The organism is Methylibium sp. Root1272 (assembly GCF_001425905.1).
In the GTDB taxonomy this organism is placed as follows: Bacteria; Pseudomonadota; Gammaproteobacteria; order Burkholderiales; family Burkholderiaceae_C; genus Methylibium.
Map to the genome: position 1 here is coordinate 73,130 of NZ_LMDY01000018.1, position 18,847 is coordinate 91,976.

Annotated in this window: 16 protein-coding genes; 12 read left to right on the forward strand and 4 right to left on the reverse strand. The window is 71.3% G+C overall.

The features are described from left to right. Positions 1–124 precede the first annotated feature (124 nt). On the forward strand, positions 125–2,500 hold the full coding sequence (gene xdhB, locus ASC67_RS18815; RefSeq protein ID WP_082536121.1) for a xanthine dehydrogenase molybdopterin binding subunit: 2,376 nt from the start codon (positions 125–127) through the stop codon (positions 2,498–2,500). A 7-nt stretch (positions 2,501–2,507) separates the two neighbouring features. Then, entirely contained in the window at positions 2,508–3,335 is an 828-nt protein-coding gene (gene xdhC / locus ASC67_RS18820; protein WP_056325614.1) for a xanthine dehydrogenase accessory protein XdhC, read from the forward strand. Positions 3,336–3,649: 314 nt separating this feature from the next. On the opposite strand, the gene dctA is transcribed toward xdhC, so the two are convergent. Continuing rightward, positions 3,650–4,963, reverse strand: coding sequence for a C4-dicarboxylate transporter DctA (gene dctA, locus ASC67_RS18825; RefSeq protein WP_056325618.1), 1,314 nt, complete (start codon positions 4,961–4,963; stop codon positions 3,650–3,652). Between the two features lie 246 nt (positions 4,964–5,209). Here dctA and ASC67_RS18830 point away from each other — a divergent pair, with 246 nt between their 5' ends. The 10 genes from ASC67_RS18830 to ASC67_RS18875 all read left to right on the forward strand — a co-directional run bounded on the left by ASC67_RS18830 (position 5,210) and on the right by ASC67_RS18875 (position 14,249). After that, positions 5,210–6,196 (forward strand): tripartite tricarboxylate transporter substrate binding protein, encoded by a 987-nt coding sequence (locus ASC67_RS18830; protein WP_056325622.1) that lies wholly within the window; start codon positions 5,210–5,212, stop codon positions 6,194–6,196. Between the two features lie 55 nt (positions 6,197–6,251). Next, positions 6,252–7,898, forward strand: coding sequence for a malonate decarboxylase subunit alpha (gene mdcA, locus ASC67_RS18835; RefSeq protein ID WP_056325628.1), 1,647 nt, complete (start codon positions 6,252–6,254; stop codon positions 7,896–7,898). A gap of 16 nt (positions 7,899–7,914) precedes the next feature. Next, positions 7,915–8,223: a malonate decarboxylase acyl carrier protein gene (gene mdcC / locus ASC67_RS18840; protein WP_056325634.1), complete on the forward strand. Its 309-nt coding sequence runs from the start codon at positions 7,915–7,917 to the stop codon at positions 8,221–8,223. Continuing rightward, positions 8,220–9,164: a biotin-independent malonate decarboxylase subunit beta gene (locus ASC67_RS18845; protein ID WP_056325641.1), complete on the forward strand. Its 945-nt coding sequence runs from the start codon at positions 8,220–8,222 to the stop codon at positions 9,162–9,164. The genes mdcC and ASC67_RS18845 overlap by 4 nt, the downstream gene beginning before the upstream one ends. Next, positions 9,157–9,876 (forward strand): biotin-independent malonate decarboxylase subunit gamma, encoded by a 720-nt coding sequence (locus ASC67_RS18850; protein ID WP_056325646.1) that lies wholly within the window; start codon positions 9,157–9,159, stop codon positions 9,874–9,876. The genes ASC67_RS18845 and ASC67_RS18850 overlap by 8 nt, the downstream gene beginning before the upstream one ends. 13 nt (positions 9,877–9,889) lie before the next feature. Next, on the forward strand, positions 9,890–10,579 hold the full coding sequence (gene mdcG, locus ASC67_RS18855; protein WP_056325649.1) for a malonate decarboxylase holo-[acyl-carrier-protein] synthase: 690 nt from the start codon (positions 9,890–9,892) through the stop codon (positions 10,577–10,579). Then, complete coding sequence (gene mdcB / locus ASC67_RS18860) at positions 10,573–11,433, forward strand: triphosphoribosyl-dephospho-CoA synthase MdcB (protein WP_056325654.1); 861 nt, start codon at positions 10,573–10,575, stop codon at positions 11,431–11,433. The genes mdcG and mdcB overlap by 7 nt, the downstream gene beginning before the upstream one ends. Positions 11,434–11,445: 12 nt before the next feature. Beyond that, complete coding sequence (locus ASC67_RS18865; protein ID WP_056325659.1) at positions 11,446–12,369, forward strand: acyltransferase domain-containing protein; 924 nt, start codon at positions 11,446–11,448, stop codon at positions 12,367–12,369. A gap of 146 nt (positions 12,370–12,515) precedes the next feature. Continuing rightward, on the forward strand, positions 12,516–13,331 hold the full coding sequence (locus ASC67_RS18870) for a fatty acid hydroxylase (RefSeq protein ID WP_056325663.1): 816 nt from the start codon (positions 12,516–12,518) through the stop codon (positions 13,329–13,331). A 156-nt stretch (positions 13,332–13,487) separates the two neighbouring features. Next, positions 13,488–14,249 (forward strand): GntR family transcriptional regulator, encoded by a 762-nt coding sequence (locus ASC67_RS18875; RefSeq protein ID WP_056325668.1) that lies wholly within the window; start codon positions 13,488–13,490, stop codon positions 14,247–14,249. 25 nt (positions 14,250–14,274) lie between these two features. On the opposite strand, the gene panB is transcribed toward ASC67_RS18875, so the two are convergent. The 3 genes from panB to ASC67_RS18890 form a co-directional block, all read right to left on the reverse strand. Then, complete coding sequence (gene panB / locus ASC67_RS18880) at positions 14,275–15,156, reverse strand: 3-methyl-2-oxobutanoate hydroxymethyltransferase (RefSeq protein ID WP_056325673.1); 882 nt, start codon at positions 15,154–15,156, stop codon at positions 14,275–14,277. Between the two features lie 104 nt (positions 15,157–15,260). After that, positions 15,261–16,631 carry an 8-oxoguanine deaminase gene (locus ASC67_RS18885; protein WP_056325679.1) on the reverse strand — a complete coding sequence of 457 codons (1,371 nt, stop codon included), beginning with the start codon at positions 16,629–16,631 and terminating at the stop codon, positions 15,261–15,263. A gap of 582 nt (positions 16,632–17,213) precedes the next feature. Continuing rightward, positions 17,214–18,815, reverse strand: a complete 1,602-nt coding sequence (locus ASC67_RS18890) for a nucleobase:cation symporter-2 family protein (protein ID WP_056325684.1) — start codon at positions 18,813–18,815, stop codon at positions 17,214–17,216. Between the last annotated feature and the right edge of the window lie 32 nt (positions 18,816–18,847).

Below are 18,847 nucleotides of genomic sequence, written 5' to 3' on the forward strand. Positions count from 1 at the left end.
CGCGGCGAGGTGGCGGGTGGGGTCGGCGTAGCGCATCGGGTACCCCCGCTAAGCGGAGCCGGCCCCACCCGCCACCTCGCCGCAGCGCGGCCACAGGAGCCTCGGCCATGAACAGGAGACTCCGGTGAACAAGCAGGCCGACGCCTTCCTCGTCGACAGCGACACCCAGCCCCTCTCGGCGCAGAACGCCCCCGAGGCCGGCCGCGCACGGCCGCACGAGTCGGCTCACCTGCACGTGGCCGGCGCGGCACCCTATATCGACGACCTGCCCGAACTGGCCGGTACGCTGCACGCGGCACTGGGTCTGTCGCCGGTGGCGCACGGCGTGCTGAAGGCGATCGACGTCGAGCGGCTGAAGGCCCTGCCCGGCGTGGTGGCGGTGCTGACCGCGGCCGACATCCCCGGCCCCAACGATTGCGGCCCGATCGTGCACGACGAGCCCATCCTCGCCGCCGGCCACGTCCACTACCTCGGCCAGCCGGTGTTCGCGGTGATCGCGACCGATCGCGAGCTGGCGCGCCGCGCCGCCGCCCAGGCGAAGGCGGTGCTCGAGATCGAACCGTTGCCGCCGGTGCTGAACGCGCTGGAGGCGCACGCGAAGCGGCAGTACGTGCTGCCCGACATGCACCTGGTGCGCGAGTCGGCGCCTGGCGCGCTGCGCGCCGCGCTCGCCGCCGCACCGCACCGCATGCAAGGCACGCTCAGCGTCGGCGGCCAGGAGCAGTTCTACCTGGAAGGCCAGATCTCCTATGCCTGCCCGACCGAGAACGCCGGGCTCAAGGTGCATTGCTCGACCCAGCACCCGAGCGAGATGCAGCACCTGGTCGCGCATGCACTGGGCTGGCGCTCGAACCAGGTGCAGGTGGAGTGCCGGCGCATGGGCGGCGGCTTCGGCGGCAAGGAGTCGCAGTCGGCGGTGTTCGCCTGCGTCGCCGCGGTGGCTGCAGCCCGGCTACAGCGGCCCGTGAAGCTGCGCGTGGACCGCGACGACGATTTCCTCGTCACCGGCCGGCGCCACGGCTTCGAGTACGCGTGGGAGGTCGGCTGCGACGAGGCCGGCCGCGTGCTGGCGGCCGAGGTGACGATGGTCTCGAACGCCGGCTGGAGCGCCGACCTGTCGGGCCCGGTGATGACGCGCGCGCTGTGCCACTTCGACAACGCCTACTGGCTGCCCGAGGTGGCGATGCACGGCCACAGCGCGCGCACCAACACCCAGAGCAACACCGCGTTCCGCGGCTTCGGCGGGCCGCAGGGCGCGATCGCGATCGAGGTCATCCTCGACTCGGTGGCGCGCCGGCTCGGCATCGACCCGCTGGCGGTGCGGCGCGCCAACTTCTACGGCACGACCTCGAACAACGTCACGCCCTACGGCCAGCAGGTCGACGACAACGTGATCGCGCCACTGGTCGACACGCTAGCCGAGAGCAGCGACTACGCAGCACGGCGCGCCGCCATCGCCGCCTACAACGCCACCAGCCCGGTGCTGAAGAAGGGCCTGGCGCTGACGCCGGTGAAGTTCGGCATCTCGTTCAATGTGGCGCATTTCAACCAGGCCGGCGCGCTGGTGCACATCTACACCGACGGCTCGGTGCTGGTGAACCACGGCGGCACCGAGATGGGCCAGGGCCTGAACACCAAGGTGGCGCAGGTGGTGGCGCACGAGCTCGGCATCGCCTTCGAGCGCGTGCGCGTGACCGCCACCGACACCCACAAGGTCGCCAACACCTCGGCCACCGCGGCGTCGACCGGCAGCGACCTGAACGGCAAGGCCGCGCAGGACGCGGCGCGGCAGTTGCGCGAGCGCCTCGCCGCGCTGGCCGCCGCGACGCACGGCGGCACGCCGGAGGCGGTGCGCTTCGCCGACGACCACGTGCTGGTCAACGGGCACAGCCTGCCGTTCGACCACCTGGTGGCGCAGGCCTACGCCGCGCGCGTGCAGTTGTGGAGCGACGGCTTCTACGCCACGCCGGGCCTGCACTGGGACCGCGAGACGCTGCAGGGTCGGCCGTTCTACTACTTCGCCTACGGCGCTGCGGTCGCCGAGGTGGTGATCGACACGCTGAGCGGCGAGTTCCGCCTGCTGCGCGCCGACCTGCTGCACGACGTGGGCCGCTCGCTGAACCCGGCGGTCGACATCGGCCAGGTCGAGGGTGCGTTCATCCAGGGCATGGGCTGGTTGACGATGGAAGAGCTGGTCTGGCACCCGAAGACCGGGCTGCTGATGACGCATGCCCCCAGCACCTACAAGATCCCGACCGCGAACGACTGCCCGCCGGTGTTCCGCACCGCGCTGTTCGAGAACAACGACAACGTGGAGGACAGCATCCACCGCAGCAAGGCCGTCGGCGAGCCGCCGCTGCTGCTGCCGTTCTCGGTGTTCCTGGCGATCCGCGACGCGGTCTCGGCGGTCGGCGGCCACCGCGTCGACCCGCCGCTGCGCGCGCCGGCCACGCCCGAGGCAGTGCTCGACGCGATCGACGCGCTGCGCGCAACGCGATGAGCCGCCGATGATCCTGCGCGCCCACGCCCTGCGCTGGCTCGATGACGCCCGCCCGGCGATCGTCGTCGAGGTGGCCGGCGCGCGCGGCTCGGTGCCTCGCGAGGCCGGCACCCGCATGCTGGTGGCCGCCGACGCGGTGTGCGGCACGATCGGCGGCGGCCACCTCGAGTGGCAGGCCATCGCACAGGCCCGCGCACGGCTGGCGCGCCGCACGACCCGCAGCGACGAAGCGCCGCAGGAGCAGACGCTGGCGCTCGGCCCTTCGCTCGGCCAGTGCTGCGGCGGCGAGGTCACGCTGCGCTATGCACCGCTCGACGCGGCAGCGCTGGCCGCCTGGCCCGAAGCACCGCCGCGCTTTCACCTTCAGCTCTACGGTGCCGGCCACGTGGGCCGCGCGATCGTGGCCTTGCTGGCCACGATCGACTGCCGCGTGCAGTGGATCGACGAGCGCGAAGCGGAGTTCGACGCCTTCGTCTCGCAGGCGCCGCTGCCGCCGCACGTGCAGGCCTTGTGCGTCGACGCGGTCGAGGCCGAGGTGGCCCATGCGCCGCCTGGCGCCTGCTACCTGGTTCTGACCCACGAGCACGACCTTGACCTGCGCATCACCGAGGCCATCCTGCGGCGCGGCGACTTCGCCTACTGCGGCCTGATCGGCTCCCGCACCAAGCGCGCGCGCTTCGTGAATCGCCTGGAGGAGCGCGGTGTGCCCGAAGCCGCGATCGCACGCCTGATCTGCCCCATCGGCGTGCCCGGCATCACCGGCAAGGAGCCCGCGGTGCTGGCAATCGCAGCGGTGGCGCAGTTGCTGCAAGCCACGGGATCTGCTGTTGGCTGAGCGCTGCTGACCGGGGCGTCGGGTGAACGACTCCGTTCGTGTCCCCCGGCGCCGGCCTCACGGCCGTCCCCTCCTCCTCTACCTCACTCCGCCATTCACCCGACGCCCCGGTCAGCACGCACCACCGTTGCGTGGGTGGGTCTTCAAACCCCCGCAGTCCACGGTGTATCGAAGCGCCGTGACGGGCCGCTGTGTGGAGTGAGGTAGAGGAGGAGGGGGCGGCCGGTCAGGCCGACGCCGGGGGACACGAACGCAACACAGCGGACCGGCGCGGCGCCCGCGCCGAAACTGGACTGCCTGCGCCAATGACCTACTCAAGACGCAGGAACCACCCCGCCCGGCGCGCCCCCTACTTCCTGCGCCGGCACCGGCTCCCCGTCCAGCACCTTGTGCGCGCGCTCGCGGTCGATGTCGCCTTCCCAGGCCGCCACCGCCACGGTCGCCACGCAGTTACCGATCAGGTTGCCGAGCGCACGCGCAATGCCCATGAACCAGTCGACGGACAGCACCAAAACCAGGCCGATGGCGGGAATCGCGGGGATGGCCTGCAGCGTGGCCGCCAGCACCACGATGGCCGAGCCGGGCACGCCGTGCGCGCCCTTGCTGGTGACCAGCGAGATCGCCAGGATGGTCAGCAGGTCGGTCATCGTGATCGGCGTGTTGGTGGCCTGCGCGATGAACACCGCGGCGAGCGTGATGTAGATCGAGAACGCGTCCAGGTTGAACGAGTAGCCGGTCGGGATCACCAGGCCGACCGTCGAGTCGCGGATGCCCATGTGGCGCAGCTTGGCCATGATCTGCGGCAACACGCTGTCGGAAGAGGTGGTGGCGAACACCACTGCCAGTTCCTCGCGCAGGTAGCGCAGCAGCTTCCAGAGGCTGAAGCCCGACCAGCGCATGATGCCGCCCAGCACCACCGCCACGAACACGAACACCGCCGCATAGAACAGCAGCACCAGCAGGCCCAGCTGCTTCAGCGAGCCGACGCCGTACTTGCCGACCGTGAAGGCGATCGCACCCAGCACGCCCAGCGGTGCCAGCTTGATGATCAGGCCCATGATCTTGAACAGCACCAGCGACAGTTCGTCGATCAGCCCGGTCACCGCGCGGCCCTTCTCGCCCACCATCGCCAGCGCGCAGCCGAACAGCACCGCGAACAGCAGCACCTGCAGCACGTCGCCGGTGGCGAAGGCGGCCACCACGGTGGTCGGGATCAGCTTCAGCAGGAACTCGACGGTGCCGCCGCCGGTGAGCTTGCTGGCGTTGTCGGCATAGGCGCTCATGGCCTTGGCGTCGAGCGTGGTCGGGTCGACGTTCATGCCGACGCCCGGCTGGAACAGGTAGGCGAGCGCCAGGCCCAGCGCCAGCGCGATCGCGGTGACCACCTCGAAGTACACCAGCGCCTTCACGCCCACGCGTCCGACCCGCTTCAGGTCGCCCGCGCCGGCGATGCCATGCACCACGACGCAGAACACCAGCACCGGAATGATCATCTTGATGAGCTTGATGAAGGCATCGCCCAGCGGCTTGAGCTTGACCGCCGTCTCGGGCCACAGCAGACCCAGCAACACGCCCAGCGCGAGGGCCAGCACCACCTGGCCGAACAGGGAACGCAAGAACTTGGGCATGGCAGGCTCCCGGGTAGCGAGCGGTGGGACCGCGAAGTGGCGCGCACTTCATGCAAGCTCGATGCCTGCAAGGCGGCGGGCCGCCGCCGAGCGGGCTGTCGCACCACGCGGGCTTTCCCTTATGCAACTACTACATCACTAACATATCATTGGTGTGCAAGAAGCAGAAAATGCCCTGCAAGACCGCCCGGTCCCGACGCGAGATCCGCGCTGGCCCGCCGCTCGACCCCCTCCGAGGAGACCCGAATGAAATTCAATCGACGTGAAGTGCTGGCCTACCTGGGCACCGGCGCGGCCGCCCTGGCGGCGCCGATGGCGGCGCGGGCCCAGAGCTGGCCGTCCAAGCCCATCAAGCTGGTGATCGGCTACAGCACCGGCGGCTCGACCGACGCCACCGCCCGCCTGGTGGGCCGCCAGCTCGAGCAGCGGCTCGGCCAGCCGATGGTGTTCGAGTACAAGCCGGGCGCCGGCGCCTCGATGGGGGCCGAGTTCGTGGCCAAGTCGGTGGCCGACGGCTACACGATCGGCCTGACCGACACCGGCCCGATGGCCGTGGTGCCGCACCTGCGCAAGCTGGCCTACGACCCGTTGAAGGACTTCACGCCGCTGTCCTACGTGTGCGCGACCGGCCTCGCGGTGCTGGTGCACCCCAGCGTGCCGGCCAACAACATCAAGGAACTGATCGCGCTGGCGAAGGCCGATCCCGAGAAGTACAACTACGCCAGCTCGGGCGTCGGTTCGGTGCACCACCTGGCCGGCGAGCTGTTCAAGTCGCAGGCCGGGGTGAAGATGGCGCACGTGCCCTACCGCGGCGCCGGCCCGGCGCTGACCGACCTGGTCGGCGGCCAGATCCCGGTGATGTTCGCCACCATCGGCCCGTCGCTGCAGATGATCGCGGCCGGCAAGGTCAAGGCGCTGGGCGTCACCTCGGCGAAGCGCTCGAAGGCGCTGCCCGATGTGCCCACTGTGGCCGAACAGGGCCTCGCCGGCTACGAGGCGGTGCTGTGGTTCTCGATGGTCGGCCCGGCCAACCTGCCCGCGCCGATCTCCGCGCGGCTGCAGAAGGAACTGCAGGCGTCGCTGGTCGACCCCGAACTGATCCGCGAACTGGAAAAGCTGGGCAACGACGACATCGGCCCCCGCACGCCGCAGGAGGTGTCCGCGCTGGTGAAATCGGAGATGGAGAAGTGGGGCCGTGTGATCAAGGATGCCCACATCACCGTCGACAGCTGAAGCCGGCTACGCTGGCGCCGTGGAGAGGGACGGATCGCGCGAAGGACGACGCTGAATGACGAAGAGCTGGAACCGCGGCGCCGAGCAGAAGCAGCAGCGCCTGGCCGCGGCCCGGGCGCAGGGGCTGGACAAGCTGGTGCCGGCCGATCGGGCGATCGACTTGCTGGAAGCGGTGCTGACGCCGGGCGACCGCCTGTGCGTCGAGGGCAACAACCAGAAGCACGCCGACTTCCTGTCGGCCTGCCTCGCCAAGGTGGACCCGGCGCGCGTGAACGGGCTGCACATCGTGCAGTCCAATCTCGCGCTGCCGCAGCACCTCGACGTGTTCGAGCGCGGCATCGCCGCCCGGCTGGATTTCTGCTACTCCGGTGAACAGGGCGTGCGCATGGCGCGGCTCATCAAGGAGGGCCGCATCGAGGTCGGCGCGATCCACACCTACCTCGAGCTCTACAGCCGCTACTTCGTCGACCTGACGCCGCAGGTGGCCTTCGTCGCCGCGCAGAGCGCCGACGCCCAGGGCAACCTCTACACCGGGCCGAACACCGAGGACACCCCGGCAGTGGTGGAAGGCACCGCGTTCAAGAACGGCATCGTGATCGCCCAGGTCAACGAGATCGTCGAGCGCGTGCCGCGCGTCGACGTGCCGGCCGACTGGGTGAGCTTCGTGGTGCCCTCGCCGAAGCCGCACTACATCGAGCCGATCTTCACGCGCGACCCGGCGCAGATCAGCGAGATCCAGGTGCTGATGGCGATGATGGTGATCAAGGGCCTGTACGCGCCCTACCAGATCAACCGGCTCAACCACGGCATCGGCTTCGACACCGCGGCGATCGAGCTGATCCTGCCGACCTATGCCGCGTCGCTGGGGCTGAAGGACAAGATCTGCAGCTACATGACGGTCAACCCCTGCCCGACGCTGATCCCGGCGATCGAGGCCGGCTTCGTCAAGGGCATCCACTGCGCCGGCTCCGAGCTCGGCATGGAGCGCTACATCGAGCAGCGCTCCGACGTGTTCTTCAACGGCCCCGATGGCACGATGCGTTCGAACCGCGTGTTCTGCCAGCTCGCAGGCCACTACGTCGACCTGTTCATCGGCTCGACGCTGCAGATCGACCTGGAAGGCAATTCGTCGACCGCCACGCTCAACCGCATCGCCGGCTTCGGCGGCGCGCCCAACTTCGGCTCCGAGTCGCGCGGGCGGCGCCACGCCAGCCCCGGCTGGCTGAAGGCCGGCGAGGAAAGCGCGGCCTCGCGCATGTCGTCCATGCCGCGCGGCCGCAAGCTGGTGGTGCAGCTGGTCGAGACCTTCCGCGAGAAGATGCAGCCGACCTTCGTCGACCGGCTCGACGCCTGGCAGCTGCAGCAGGACTTCGACCTCGATCTGCCGCCGGTGATGATCTACGGCGACGACGTGACCCACATCGTCACCGAGGAAGGCATCGCCCACCTGCACCGCTGCAACACGCTGGCCGAACGCGAGCAGGCGATCCGCGGCGTGGCCGGCTACACGCCGGTGGGGCTGGCGCGCGACCCGCTCGCGGTCGAGGCGCTGCGCCGCCAGGGCATCATCCAGCGGCCCGAGGACCTGGACATCGACCCGCGCCTGGCCACGCGCGACCTGCTGGCCGCGAAGTCGATCAAGGACCTGGTGCGCTGGTCCGGCGGGCTCTACGACCCGCCCAACCGCTTCCGCAACTGGTGAACGAGCGAGCCGCGCGATGGAACATCTGGAATACGAGTTCGGCCCCTTCGAGCCGCTGCCGGCCGGGCAGGCGCCCGCGCTGGCCGGCGTGGTGAGCTCCGGCAACATGGAGGCGCTGCTCGAACCGAAGGCGCTCGACGGCCGCCTGCGCTTCGTGATCGACACCTCGATCGAGGGCTACACCGACACCTGGCAGGCCGTGGCCGCGAACTTCGCCGCGCGCCACCGCATCGGCAACCTGCTGGTCACCGTGAACGATGCCGGCGCGACGCCGTCGGTGGTCGCCTTGCGCCTGGCGCAGGCGATGGAGGAGTTGCGCGGATGACGAACGATCCCATCGATCCGCCCGCCGCCGCTGCGGTGCCGACGCCCGACGCGGCGCGCAGCTTCTACGAGGCCACCGCGCGCCAGCGCGTGCGCGGGCTGTTCGACGCCGGCTCGGTGAGCGAATGGCTGCCGCCGTCGCAGCGCATCGTCAGCCCCCACCTCGAACAGCTCGGCCAGCCACGCGCGCTGGACGACGGCGTGATGATCGGCCGCGCCACGCTGGCCGGCCGGCCTGTGCTGTTCGCCGCCGAGGAGCCGGGCTTCATGGGCGGCTCCGTCGGCGAGGTGCATGGCGCCAAGCTCACCGGCCTGCTGGAGCGCGCCGCGCGCGACCGGCCGGCCGCCGTGGTGCTGCTGCTCGACACCGGCGGCGTGCGTCTGCACGAGGCCAACGCCGGGCTGATCGCGATCTCCGAGATCCAGCGCGCCGTGTTCTCCGCGCGCGCCGCCGGCGTGCCGGTGATCGTGGTCTCGGGGGGAGCCAACGGCTGCTACGGGGGGCTGGGCATCGTCGCGCGCTGCTGCGACCACATCGTGATGACCGAGGAAGGCCGGCTGTCGGTGTCGGGGCCGGAGGTGATCGAGTCGCAGAAGGGCGTGGAGGAGTTCGACGCCAAGGACCGCGCGCTGGTGTGGCGCACGATGGGCGGCAAGCACCGCTACCTGATCGGCGAAGCCGACGGCTTCGCGCGCGACACGATGGACGACCTGCGGCAGGCGGTCGCGGCTTTCTTCGACCGGCCGGTGCCGCTGACGCTCGAGGCGATGGAGCGCGAGCACGCGGCGCTGGGCCGCCGGCTCGAGCGCTTCGGCGCGTCGCCGGACGCGGTCGACATCTGGTCGGGCCTGGGCGTGGCCGAGCCGAGGCAGCTGCCGCTGCTCGACACCGCGGCCTTCACCGCCCTCGCCGACCGCGTGAAGGAGCGCAGCGATGCCTGATGCACGTGCCGACGTATTGACCCTGTGCGATGCCCTGTTCCCCGGCGGCCACGACGTGCGCACGGAGGGCCTGCTGGTCTGGGGCAGCGGCCACAGCGCCAACGGGCCGGTCGCGGTGATCGGCACCCGCGACCACGCGGCGATCGGCGTCGACCTCGCCTATGCGCTGGCCGGCCGGGTGCTGCAGGTGGTGCGCGAGCACCCCGGCCGGCCGATCCTGATGCTGGTCGACACCCAGGGCCAGCAGCTGTCGCGGCGCGACGAGCTGCTCGGCAACGGCGGCTACTTGGCGCACCTGGCCAAGTGCTTCGAGGTCGCGCGCCTGCGCGGCCACCTGCTGCTGAGCCTGGTGTACGGCGAGGCGGTGAGCGGCGGCTTCCTCGCGCTGGGCATGATCGCCGACCGCACCTATGCGCTGGCCGACGCGCAGATCCGCGTGATGGCGCTGCCGGCCATGGCGCGCATCACGCAGATCCCGATCGAGGAGCTGCAGGCACTCTGCCGCAGCTCGGCGATCTTCGGGCCCGGCGTCGACAACTACGCACGGCTCGGGGCGGTCGAGGCGGTGTGGCCGCAGGGCGCGCTCGCCGAGGGCCTGGCGCAGGCACTGAGCGTGCCGGCGGGCCCCGACCCGCGGGCTGCGCTCGGCCGCGAGCGCGGCGGCCGCACGCTCGCCCACGACGTGGTGCAGGCGGTGCTGACGGCGGCCTGAGCCGGGACTTGCGATGGAAGCCTCTCCGCTGAGCGCCAGGCCGTGGCGGCACCGGCGCGTGTGGCTCGCACCGGATCTCGGCGCGGCCGAGCTGGCCGGCCTCGGCGACGCGGCCGATGCACAGGCCGTGGTCGACTGGGCGCGGGCCGGTCGGCCCTTCATCGGCCGCACCACACTGCCCGGCGATGACCCGGGCCGCCTGCCGCTCGGGCTGGCGCTGCCGCCGCAGCCGCGCAAGCGCCGCCTGTCGTTCACCGTGGCACCGGCTGCCGTGCGCCTGGTCTCGGCGCCGCCGGCGCTGGGCGACGCGCTGGCCCACCTGCCGCCGCGCCTGCGCGAACCGGCCGCGCTGCTCGAGTCCCGCGCCTTCGCGCTCGGCCTGCCGGTCTATGTGTTCGGTTCGGCGTTCTGGCAGCAGGCCAGCGGGCTCGACTACCTGACCGAGCAATCCGACCTCGACCTGCTGGCCTGCCCACCCACCGCAGCCACCGCGCGCGACTGGTTGCAGGCGCTCGCCGAGGTGCAGGCCGACAGCGCCACCCGGCTCGACGGCGAGATCCAGCTGCCCGACGGTGCCGGCGTGGCCTGGCGCGAACTGGCGGCTGCGCCGGCGCAGCTGCTGCTGAAGTCCGACCACGGTCCTGCGCTGCGCGAACGGGCCGCGGTGTGGGCCGCCTGGGGTACCGTGTCGGCACCATGCTGAGCCTGCCGAATCAGCTCCCGTTCCCGCACGTCGAGCCGGCGTGCGGACACGCGCCGCGCGCCGTGCGCAACGCCGCGGTGCGGGCGCTGCTGGGCGAGCTGGTCACCTACCCCAAGCCCGGGCTCGTGAGCCTGTGCGACAGCGGCAGCCACCGCGACATGGACGCGGCGAGCTTCGTGCGCAGCAGCCTGGCACTGCGCCGCTATTTCGAGCAGGCCGCCGCGGCCGGTGCGCAGGGCGCGCGCTTCGCCACGCTGAACCGACTCGGTCGCGAGGCCGAGGCGCGCATGCTGCGCGCGACCGGCGGCATCAACACGCACCGTGGCGCGATCTTCAACCTCGGTCTGCTGGCGGCGGCGGCCGGCGAGTGCGCACCGCAGGATCGCGCCCCGCTCGGCCAGCGCGTGCGGCAGCTCTGGGGCGCCGACATCGCTGCGCACCGGCGCGACGGCAGCAGTCACGGCAGCCGCGTCACCGCCACGCACGGCGCCGGCGGCGCGCAGGCCGAGGCGGCGGCCGGCTTCCCGTCGGTCTACCGCATCGCGCTGCCGGCCTACCGCGACGCGCTGGCGCGCAGCGGCGCGGCCAACGCGGCGCGCGTGCAGGCCTTCTTCGCGCTGATGGCCGAACTGGCCGACACCAACCTGCTGCATCGCGGCGGAGCGGGCGGGCTCGCGTTCGCGCAGACGGCCGCGCGGCAGTTCCTCGACGCCGGCGGCGTGCACCGCAGCGGCTGGCAGTCGCACGCGGTGCGCGTGCACCGGCAGCTGGTCGAACGCTGGCTGAGCCCCGGCGGCAGCGCCGACCTGCTGGCGGCCTGCCTGTTCGTCGCCGCCCTCGAACCCACACGCTGAAGGCCCATCCGGGTGCGCGACTTCGCCATCGTCTGCCCCGGCCAGGGCACGCAGTCGCCCGACATGTTCGACCTGGTGGCTACGCACCCGCGCGGCCGCGCCGTACTGCAGGCCTTCGGCGCGGCGCTCGGCTGCGACCTCGTGGCCGAGGCGCAGGCCGGCATCGGCCTGAACGCGAATGCCTGGGCGCAGCCGGCGCTCGTCGCGCTGGCCCGCGCCAGCTGGGAGATCCTGGCGCCCGATCTGCCGGCGGCGCCGGCAGCCTTTGCCGGCTACAGCGTCGGTGAGGTGTCGGCCTGGAGTTGCGCCGGAGCCTGGGACGTCGCCACCTCGGCGCGGCTCGCGGCGACGCGCGCCGCGATGATGGACGAAGCCAGCCCGCCGGGCAGCGGCATGCTCGCGGTGCGCGGCCTGCCGCTGCGGGCGATTGTCGAGCAGGCCGACGCCGCGGGCCTGCACGTGGCCATCGTCAACGGCGACGACCATGCGGTGCTGGCCGGACCGACCGCCGCGCTCGACGCGGCCGAGACCGCGCTGGCGCCGCGCGGCGCGTGGCTGCGCCGACTCGAGGTGCATGTGCCCTCGCACACGCCGCTGCTGGCGGCCGCAGCCCACCGCTTCGCGGCCGTGATCGCCGACACGCCGGCGCAGGCGCCAGCCGCGCCGGTGCTGCGCGGCATCGACGGACGACGCTGCTTCGACGCCGCGGGAGGCCTGGCGGCGCTGGCCCGCGCGATCGCCGAGCCGGTGCGCTGGGCGGACTGCATGCGCGAGCTGTCCGAGAGCGGCGTGCGGGTGGTGCTGGAGCTCGGCCCCGGCCGCTCGCTGGCCAAGCTGCTGGCCGAGGCCCAGCCCGACATCGACGTCCGCTCGGTCACGGACTTCCGCTCCTGGCGCGGCGTGGTCGACTGGCTGCGCACGCGGCTCGACGCCTGAGGCGCCGGCCTCCGGGTCGCGGCGCGCGCCGCGCCCTCCCGCTGACCAGCGACGCGGCCCCGGTGAAACCCCGAGACCGGAGGACTTGACGAAGCCTTTGTCGGCAACTAATATGTCAGTACCATACCGACAATCGGAGACCCGCCATGATGACCGAACGTCAACGCAAGTTCCGCGAACAGTACAAGTCCAACATCAGTCCGCTCTACAACGGGCTGCTCCACGTCGCGGTGATGTTCGCCGCCGGCATCGGTGGCATCTGGTATTGCGCCACGCAGCTGCAGAACCCGACCTGGGAGTGGCTGATGGTCGCGCCGGTGTTCCTGTTCGGCAACTTCGTCGAGTGGGCGATGCACACCCACGTGATGCACCGTCGCATCGACGTGTTCGCACTGCGCGCCATCTACGAGCGCCACACCCGCGAACACCACCAGTACTTCACCGATAACGAGCCCACCATCGACACGACGCGCGAGTTCCGCATCGTGTTCTTCCCGTGGCGCGTGCTCACGGTGCTGGGCATCGGCGGCACGACGCTGGGCTTCCTGACCAGCCTGGTGTGGAACGCCAACGCGGGCTACATCGTCTTCATCACGATGGTGGCGATGTACCTGAACTACGAGATCTTCCACTACTGCTGCCACGTGCACGACAACTGGTTCGTGCGCAACATGCCCTTCATCAACACGATCCGGCGCCACCACACCGCGCACCACAACCAGGGGATCATGATGAAGTACAACATGAACCTGTCGTACCCGATCGCCGACTACCTGATGGGGACCAGCGACCTGCGGCGCGGGCTGCTCGGCCACCTGTTCAACGGCTACAGCAACGAGCACGTGAAGGAAGAGCTGCGGCCCATCATCGCGCGCTTCCGTACCTCCGACGTGCAGAACACCCGCGTCACGCTCGACGGACCGATCCTCGAGAACGACGAGCGGCGCGCGATGGCGCTGTAGGGCCGGCCCGACGCCTGGCTCTACACTGCGGCGGCGCGTCGATCGCGCCGCCCACGGCCACCTGCCGCCGAGCCGATCGATGCGGGTGCTGCGCCCCGGATCGCCTGGCGACCCCGGGGCGCGGTCACAGCGGCCGATCCGTAGAAGAGCAGCAAGATGCCAGCACGCCCCGCCCCGACGAAGACCGCGCCGCGCCGCGCGCCCCTACAACGCCCGCCACGGCGGCCCACCGAGCGGCCCGCGCCCGATCCGCTCACCGCATCGCCGACCGTCCGCCCCGAGACACTGACCGGGCAGGCCTACCGGAAAATCGAGGAGCTGATCGTCACGCTCGAGCTGCGCCCCGGTACCGCCATGTCGGAGGCCGAGCTGTCCCAGCGCCTCGGCATCGGCCGCACGCCGGTGCGCGAGGCCCTGCAGCGGCTCGCGCGCGAACACCTGGTGTCGATCCTGCCGCAGCGCGGCAACCTGGTGTCCGAGATCGACGTGCGCAAGCAGTTGCGACTGCTGGAGACACGCCGCGAGGTCGAACGGCTGATCGTGCGTTGCGCCGCACGCCGCGCGAGCGACGACGAACTCGCCGAGTTCACCGCGCTTGCCAAGGCCTTCGAGGCCGCCGCGATCAGCGGTGACGCCACCGCCTTCATGCGCGCCGACAAGTCCTTCAACGACCTGAGCCTGAAGGCTGCGCGCAACGAGTTCGCGGCCGGCGCGATGGGCCTGATGCACGGGCTGTCGCGACGCTTCTGGTTCCTGCACTACCGCCAGGCCGCCGACCTGCCGGCGATGGCCGCGCTGCACGGCCGCCTGGCCCGCGCGATCGTGGCGCGGGACGAGGCCGCAGCGGCCCACGCCCTCGACGCGCTGCTCGACAACCTCGAGGAATTCACCAAGGCGACGGTGTCGGTCGAGGTCTGAGCGGGCGGGCCGGGCCCGCCGTGCCTCACACGTGGCGGCGCTTCTCCACCAGTGTCATGAACTGCTCGTACTCGCGGTCGTCGACGCCGTAGCTGTGGTCGTCGTCCGGGAAGCGGCCGGTCTTCACCTCGTCGACATAGGCCTTCAGGCCCTGCACCGCGACCTCGGTGAGGTTGGCGTAGCGCTTGGTGAACTTGGGCTTGAAGTCGGTGAACACGCCCAGAAGGTCGTAGGACAGCAGGATCTGGCCGTCGCAGCCGGCGCCGGCGCCGATGCCGATGGTGGGGATCTCGAGCTGCTCCGAGATCACCTTCGCGATCTTCGCCGGCACCGCCTCGAACTCCAGCATGAAGCAGCCGGCGTCCTGGATCGCGAAGGCGTCCTCCAGGATCTTCATCGCCGCGTCGGCGGTGCGGCCCTGGATCCTGAAGCCGCCGAACATCGCGATGGTGTGCGGCGTGAGCCCGATGTGCGAGGCGGTCGGGATGCCCGAGTCGACCAGCGCCCTCAGGATGTGCGCCTGCGACTTGCCGCCCTGCGGCTTGACCGCGTCGCAGCCGCCGTCCTGCATGAAGCGTGTGGCGTTGACCAGCGCGCGGTCCACCGTGTTGTAGCTCTGGTAGGGCATGCAGCCGAGCGTGAAGGTGCGCGGCGCGCCGCGCCGCACCGCCTGCGCGTGCATCACCATCATGTCCATCGTCGCCGGCACGGTGTTCGTGTGGCCGTGCGCGACCATCGCCAGGCTGTCGCCGACGACGGCCACGTCGACGCCGGCCATCTCGGCCCACTTCGCCGAGGTGTAGTCGGGTACCGAGGTGTAGACCATCTTCTCGCCGCTCTTCTTCGAGTCGCGGATCTCGGTGATCGTGCGCTTCTTGCGCTCGATCGGGGCGGCGGCGTCGGCCATGGCGGTCTCCTTCGATCAATTGATATGTCACTAGCATATCAATGTTCCGCGGCACGCGGATACGGGGAAACGCCGCGCCGAGCCGGGGCCGGCCGCCCGGCCCTTCAGGAGCGGCCGGCGCTCTCGACGAGCTGCCGCGCCAGCCGGTTGTGCCGCCTCACCAGCGCGGGCAGGTCCACCGTCGTCAGGCGTCCGTCGCGCACCACCAGGCGTCCGTGGACCACCGTGTGGCGGGCGCGCGGCGGCTGGCAGAACAGCAGCGCGGCCAGCGGGTCGTGCAACGCGCCGGTCAGGCCCACGTCGTCGAGCGCGAAGATCGCCAGGTCGGCCGCCATGCCCGGCGCCAGCGCGCCGATGTCGTCGCGGTTCAGCACCTCGGCCCCACCCCGGGTGGCGAGCTCGAGCGCTTCGCGCGCCCCCATCGCCGACGGCCCGCGTTCCGGCCCGTGGGCCACGCGCTGCAGCAGCATCGCCATGCGGGCCTCGGCCAGCAGGTGGCCGCCGTCGTTCGACGCCGAGCCGTCGACGCCCAGGCCGACCGCCACGCCGGCGTCGCGCATCGCCCGCACCGGGGCGATGCCGGAGGCCAGCCGCATGTTCGAGCACGGGCAGTGCGCCACGCCGGTGCCGGTGCGGGCGAACAGGCCGATGCCCGGCCCGTCGAGCTTGACGCAGTGCGCGTGCCACACGTCGCGGCCGACCCAGCCCAGGTCCTCGGCGTACTCGGCCGGCGTCATGCCGAACTTCTGGCGCGAGTAGTCGATGTCCTTGTCGTTCTCGGCCAGGTGGGTATGCAGCGAGACACCGAAACTGCGCGCCAGCGCCGCCGACTCGCGCATCAGCGTGCGGCTCACCGAGAACGGCGAACAAGGCGCGACGACGATGCGCAGCATCGCGTGGCGCGCCGGGTCGTGCCAGCGCTCGATCAGCCGCTGCGTCTCCTTCAGGATCGCCGGCTCGGCCTCCACCACGCGGTCGGGTGGCAGGCCACCCTGGCTCTGGCCGACGCTCATCGAGCCGCGCGCGGCGTGGAAGCGCATGCCGATCTCCGTGGCCGCCTCGATGCTGTCGTCGAGCGTCACCCCGTTGGGATAGAGATAGAGGTGATCGCTGCTGGTCGTGCAGCCGGCCAGCAGCAGCTCGGCCATCGCAGTCTGCGTCGACACCTGCACCATCTCCGGCGTGAGCCCGGCCCAGATCGGGTAGAGCGTGCCCAGCCAGTCGAACAGTTCGCAGTCCTGCGCGATCACGCGCGTCAGCGACTGGTACATGTGGTGGTGGGTGTTGACCAGCCCGGGCACGACGATGTGGTCGCGGGCGTCGATCACCTCGTCGGCGGTGGCCGGCAGTTCGGCGGCCGGACCGACCGCCTCGATCACGTGGTCGCGGATGAACACGCTGCCGTCGGCGATCTCGCGCCGCTGCGCGTCCATCGTGACGACGAGGCGGGCGTTGTGGATCAGCAGGGTGGGCATGGTGGCGGCGCTTGGAGGGGTTGCGAGACGTTCATGCGTCGAGACGGGCGGCCGACGAGGGGTCGGACCACACCAGGCGCGCAGGGTCGGCGGCCGCCGCTGCGCGGCGGCTGCCCTGCGGTGCTCGGGTGCGTGGCCGCGTCGCGGAACTCACTGCGCTCACTGCGTTCGCTGCGCTCGGACAGCCGCGACGGATCGGAGGACGAAGCGCGCTGCGCGCGCGGCCAAGCACCCTGCGCGCCTCGGCGCCTCGCATGCGCGCCCGATGCGATCCGACCCCTCGTCGGCAGAGACGGGTGGGGCTGGCGGAGCACCACGAGCTTGACGGGTGCGGCAGGCGGTGTGCGCCGGGGGCGAGGTCGGGGGCGACGAGGCGCGCAGCGTCGGGGTGGGCGCGCGCAGCGCGCTTCGTTGACTGACCCGTCGCGGTTGTCCGAGCGCAGTGAGCGCAGCGAACGCAGCGAGTTCCGCGACGCCACCCCGACGCGAGCACCGCAGTGGCGTCGGCGCGCGGCGCCGACCGCCCCCACCCGAGCCCCCGGCGCACACCGCCTACCGCACCACACACCACCACCCAGAAAATCAATGCGCCTCGGCCAGCTTCGCCGCCTCGACCGCATCCGCCGCGCCGCCCTTGGCGCCATTGAAGAACAGGTTCAGCAGCACCGCGCTCAGCGCCGCCAGCAGGATGCCCGACTCCAGCAGCGGATGCAGGCTGTGGTGCATCTGCTGCGTCCAGCGCGGCGCCACCAGCGGCAGCATGCCGAAGCCGATGGAGATGGCGACGATGTAGAGGTTGTGGCGGTGGGTCTTGTAGTCCACCGCGGCGAGGATGCGGATGCCGGTGGCGGCCACCATGCCGAACATCACCAGCCCCGCGCCGCCCAGCACGAAGGTGGGCACCGACTCGACCAGCGCTGCCATCTTCGGCAGCAGGCCCAGCACGATCATGATCAGGCCCGCCGCCACGCACACGTAGCGGCTGCGCACGCCGGTCACGCCCACCAGGCCCACGTTCTGCGAGAAGCTGGTGTACGGGAAGGTGTTGAAGATGCCGCCGATCAGCGTGCCCAGCCCGTCGGTGCGCAACCCGGCCGTCAGTTCCTTCTGGTCGATCGGCTTGCCGGTGATGTCGGACAGCGCGAGGAACATGCCGGTCGACTCGATCATCACGACGATCATCACCAGCGTCATCGTCGCGATCAGCACCGGGTCGAACACCGGCGTGCCGAAGGCGAACGGCGTGACCACGTCGAACCAGTGCGCCTTGGCCACCTTGTCGAAGCCCATCTTGCCCATCGAGGCGGCCACCACGCAGCCCACCACGATGCCCAGCAGCACCGAGATGTTGGCGATGAAGCCGCGGCCGTACTTGGAGATCAGCAGGATCACCACCAGCACGAAGGCTGCGATCGCCATGTTGTCCAGTGCGCCGTAGGCCGGGTTGTCCTTCTGCGGCACCGGCCCGGGCAGCCTGGTGACGACCGGCACGGGGGCGGTGCCTGCGTTCGTGCCGGCATTGGCCGAGGCCGTGGCCGCGGCGGCCGCCTGCGTCGCGACACCCGCCGCCGGGGCCGAGCCGGCCGACAGCGCGGCCACCGCCGCATTGCCGGCCAGCGCCTCGGCCTTGGCCTGGTCGACCATCACCACCAGCCGCGGCACGTCGGTGAACTGGGCCAGGTGGGCCGGCCCGCCCATCGCCCAGCCGATGCCCACGCGCATCAGGCTGATGCCGATCACCGCGATGATGGTGCCGGTCACCACCGGCGGGAAGAAGCGCAACAGGCGGCCCATCACCGGCGCGATGAAGATGGCCAGCAGGCCCGCACCGATGATCGCGCCGAAGATGGCCCGCGCGGCCTCGGTGCCGCCCGGTCCGGCCATCGCCACCATCGGGCCCACCGCGGCGAAGGTCACGCCCATCATGACCGGCAGCTTGATGCCGAACCAGCGCGTCGCGCCGAGCGACTGGATCAGCGTGGCGATGCCGCAGCAGAACAGGTCGGCCGAGATCAGCAGCGCCACCTGCTCGGGGCTCAGCTTGAGCGCGCGGCCGACGATCAGCGGCACGGCCACCGCGCCGGCGTACATCACCAGCACGTGCTGCAGGCCCAGCGCCGTCAGCCGGCCTGCAGGCAGTTTCTCGTCGACCGGATGGACGGTGGGGGGGGTGCCCGAAGTCATGGCGTTCTCCTCGAATGCCCTCGGGCGCTTGC

What these genes read in the sequence shown, in the direction of transcription:
- xdhC (WP_056325614.1), top strand. Translation starts at nt 2,508, where the DNA reads ATGATCCTGCGCGCCCACGCCCTGCGCTGGCTCGATGACGCCCGCCCG.
- dctA (WP_056325618.1), bottom strand. Translation starts at nt 4,963, where the DNA reads ATGCCCAAGTTCTTGCGTTCCCTGTTCGGCCAGGTGGTGCTGGCCCTC.
- ASC67_RS18830 (WP_056325622.1), top strand. Translation starts at nt 5,210, where the DNA reads ATGAAATTCAATCGACGTGAAGTGCTGGCCTACCTGGGCACCGGCGCG.
- mdcA (WP_056325628.1), top strand. Translation starts at nt 6,252, where the DNA reads ATGACGAAGAGCTGGAACCGCGGCGCCGAGCAGAAGCAGCAGCGCCTG.
- mdcC (WP_056325634.1), top strand. Translation starts at nt 7,915, where the DNA reads ATGGAACATCTGGAATACGAGTTCGGCCCCTTCGAGCCGCTGCCGGCC.
- ASC67_RS18845 (WP_056325641.1), top strand. Translation starts at nt 8,220, where the DNA reads ATGACGAACGATCCCATCGATCCGCCCGCCGCCGCTGCGGTGCCGACG.
- ASC67_RS18850 (WP_056325646.1), top strand. Translation starts at nt 9,157, where the DNA reads ATGCCTGATGCACGTGCCGACGTATTGACCCTGTGCGATGCCCTGTTC.
- mdcG (WP_056325649.1), top strand. Translation starts at nt 9,890, where the DNA reads ATGGAAGCCTCTCCGCTGAGCGCCAGGCCGTGGCGGCACCGGCGCGTG.
- mdcB (WP_056325654.1), top strand. Translation starts at nt 10,573, where the DNA reads ATGCTGAGCCTGCCGAATCAGCTCCCGTTCCCGCACGTCGAGCCGGCG.
- ASC67_RS18870 (WP_056325663.1), top strand. Translation starts at nt 12,516, where the DNA reads ATGATGACCGAACGTCAACGCAAGTTCCGCGAACAGTACAAGTCCAAC.
- ASC67_RS18875 (WP_056325668.1), top strand. Translation starts at nt 13,488, where the DNA reads ATGCCAGCACGCCCCGCCCCGACGAAGACCGCGCCGCGCCGCGCGCCC.
- panB (WP_056325673.1), bottom strand. Translation starts at nt 15,156, where the DNA reads ATGGCCGACGCCGCCGCCCCGATCGAGCGCAAGAAGCGCACGATCACC.
- ASC67_RS18885 (WP_056325679.1), bottom strand. Translation starts at nt 16,631, where the DNA reads ATGCCCACCCTGCTGATCCACAACGCCCGCCTCGTCGTCACGATGGAC.
- ASC67_RS18890 (WP_056325684.1), bottom strand. Translation starts at nt 18,815, where the DNA reads ATGACTTCGGGCACCCCCCCCACCGTCCATCCGGTCGACGAGAAACTG.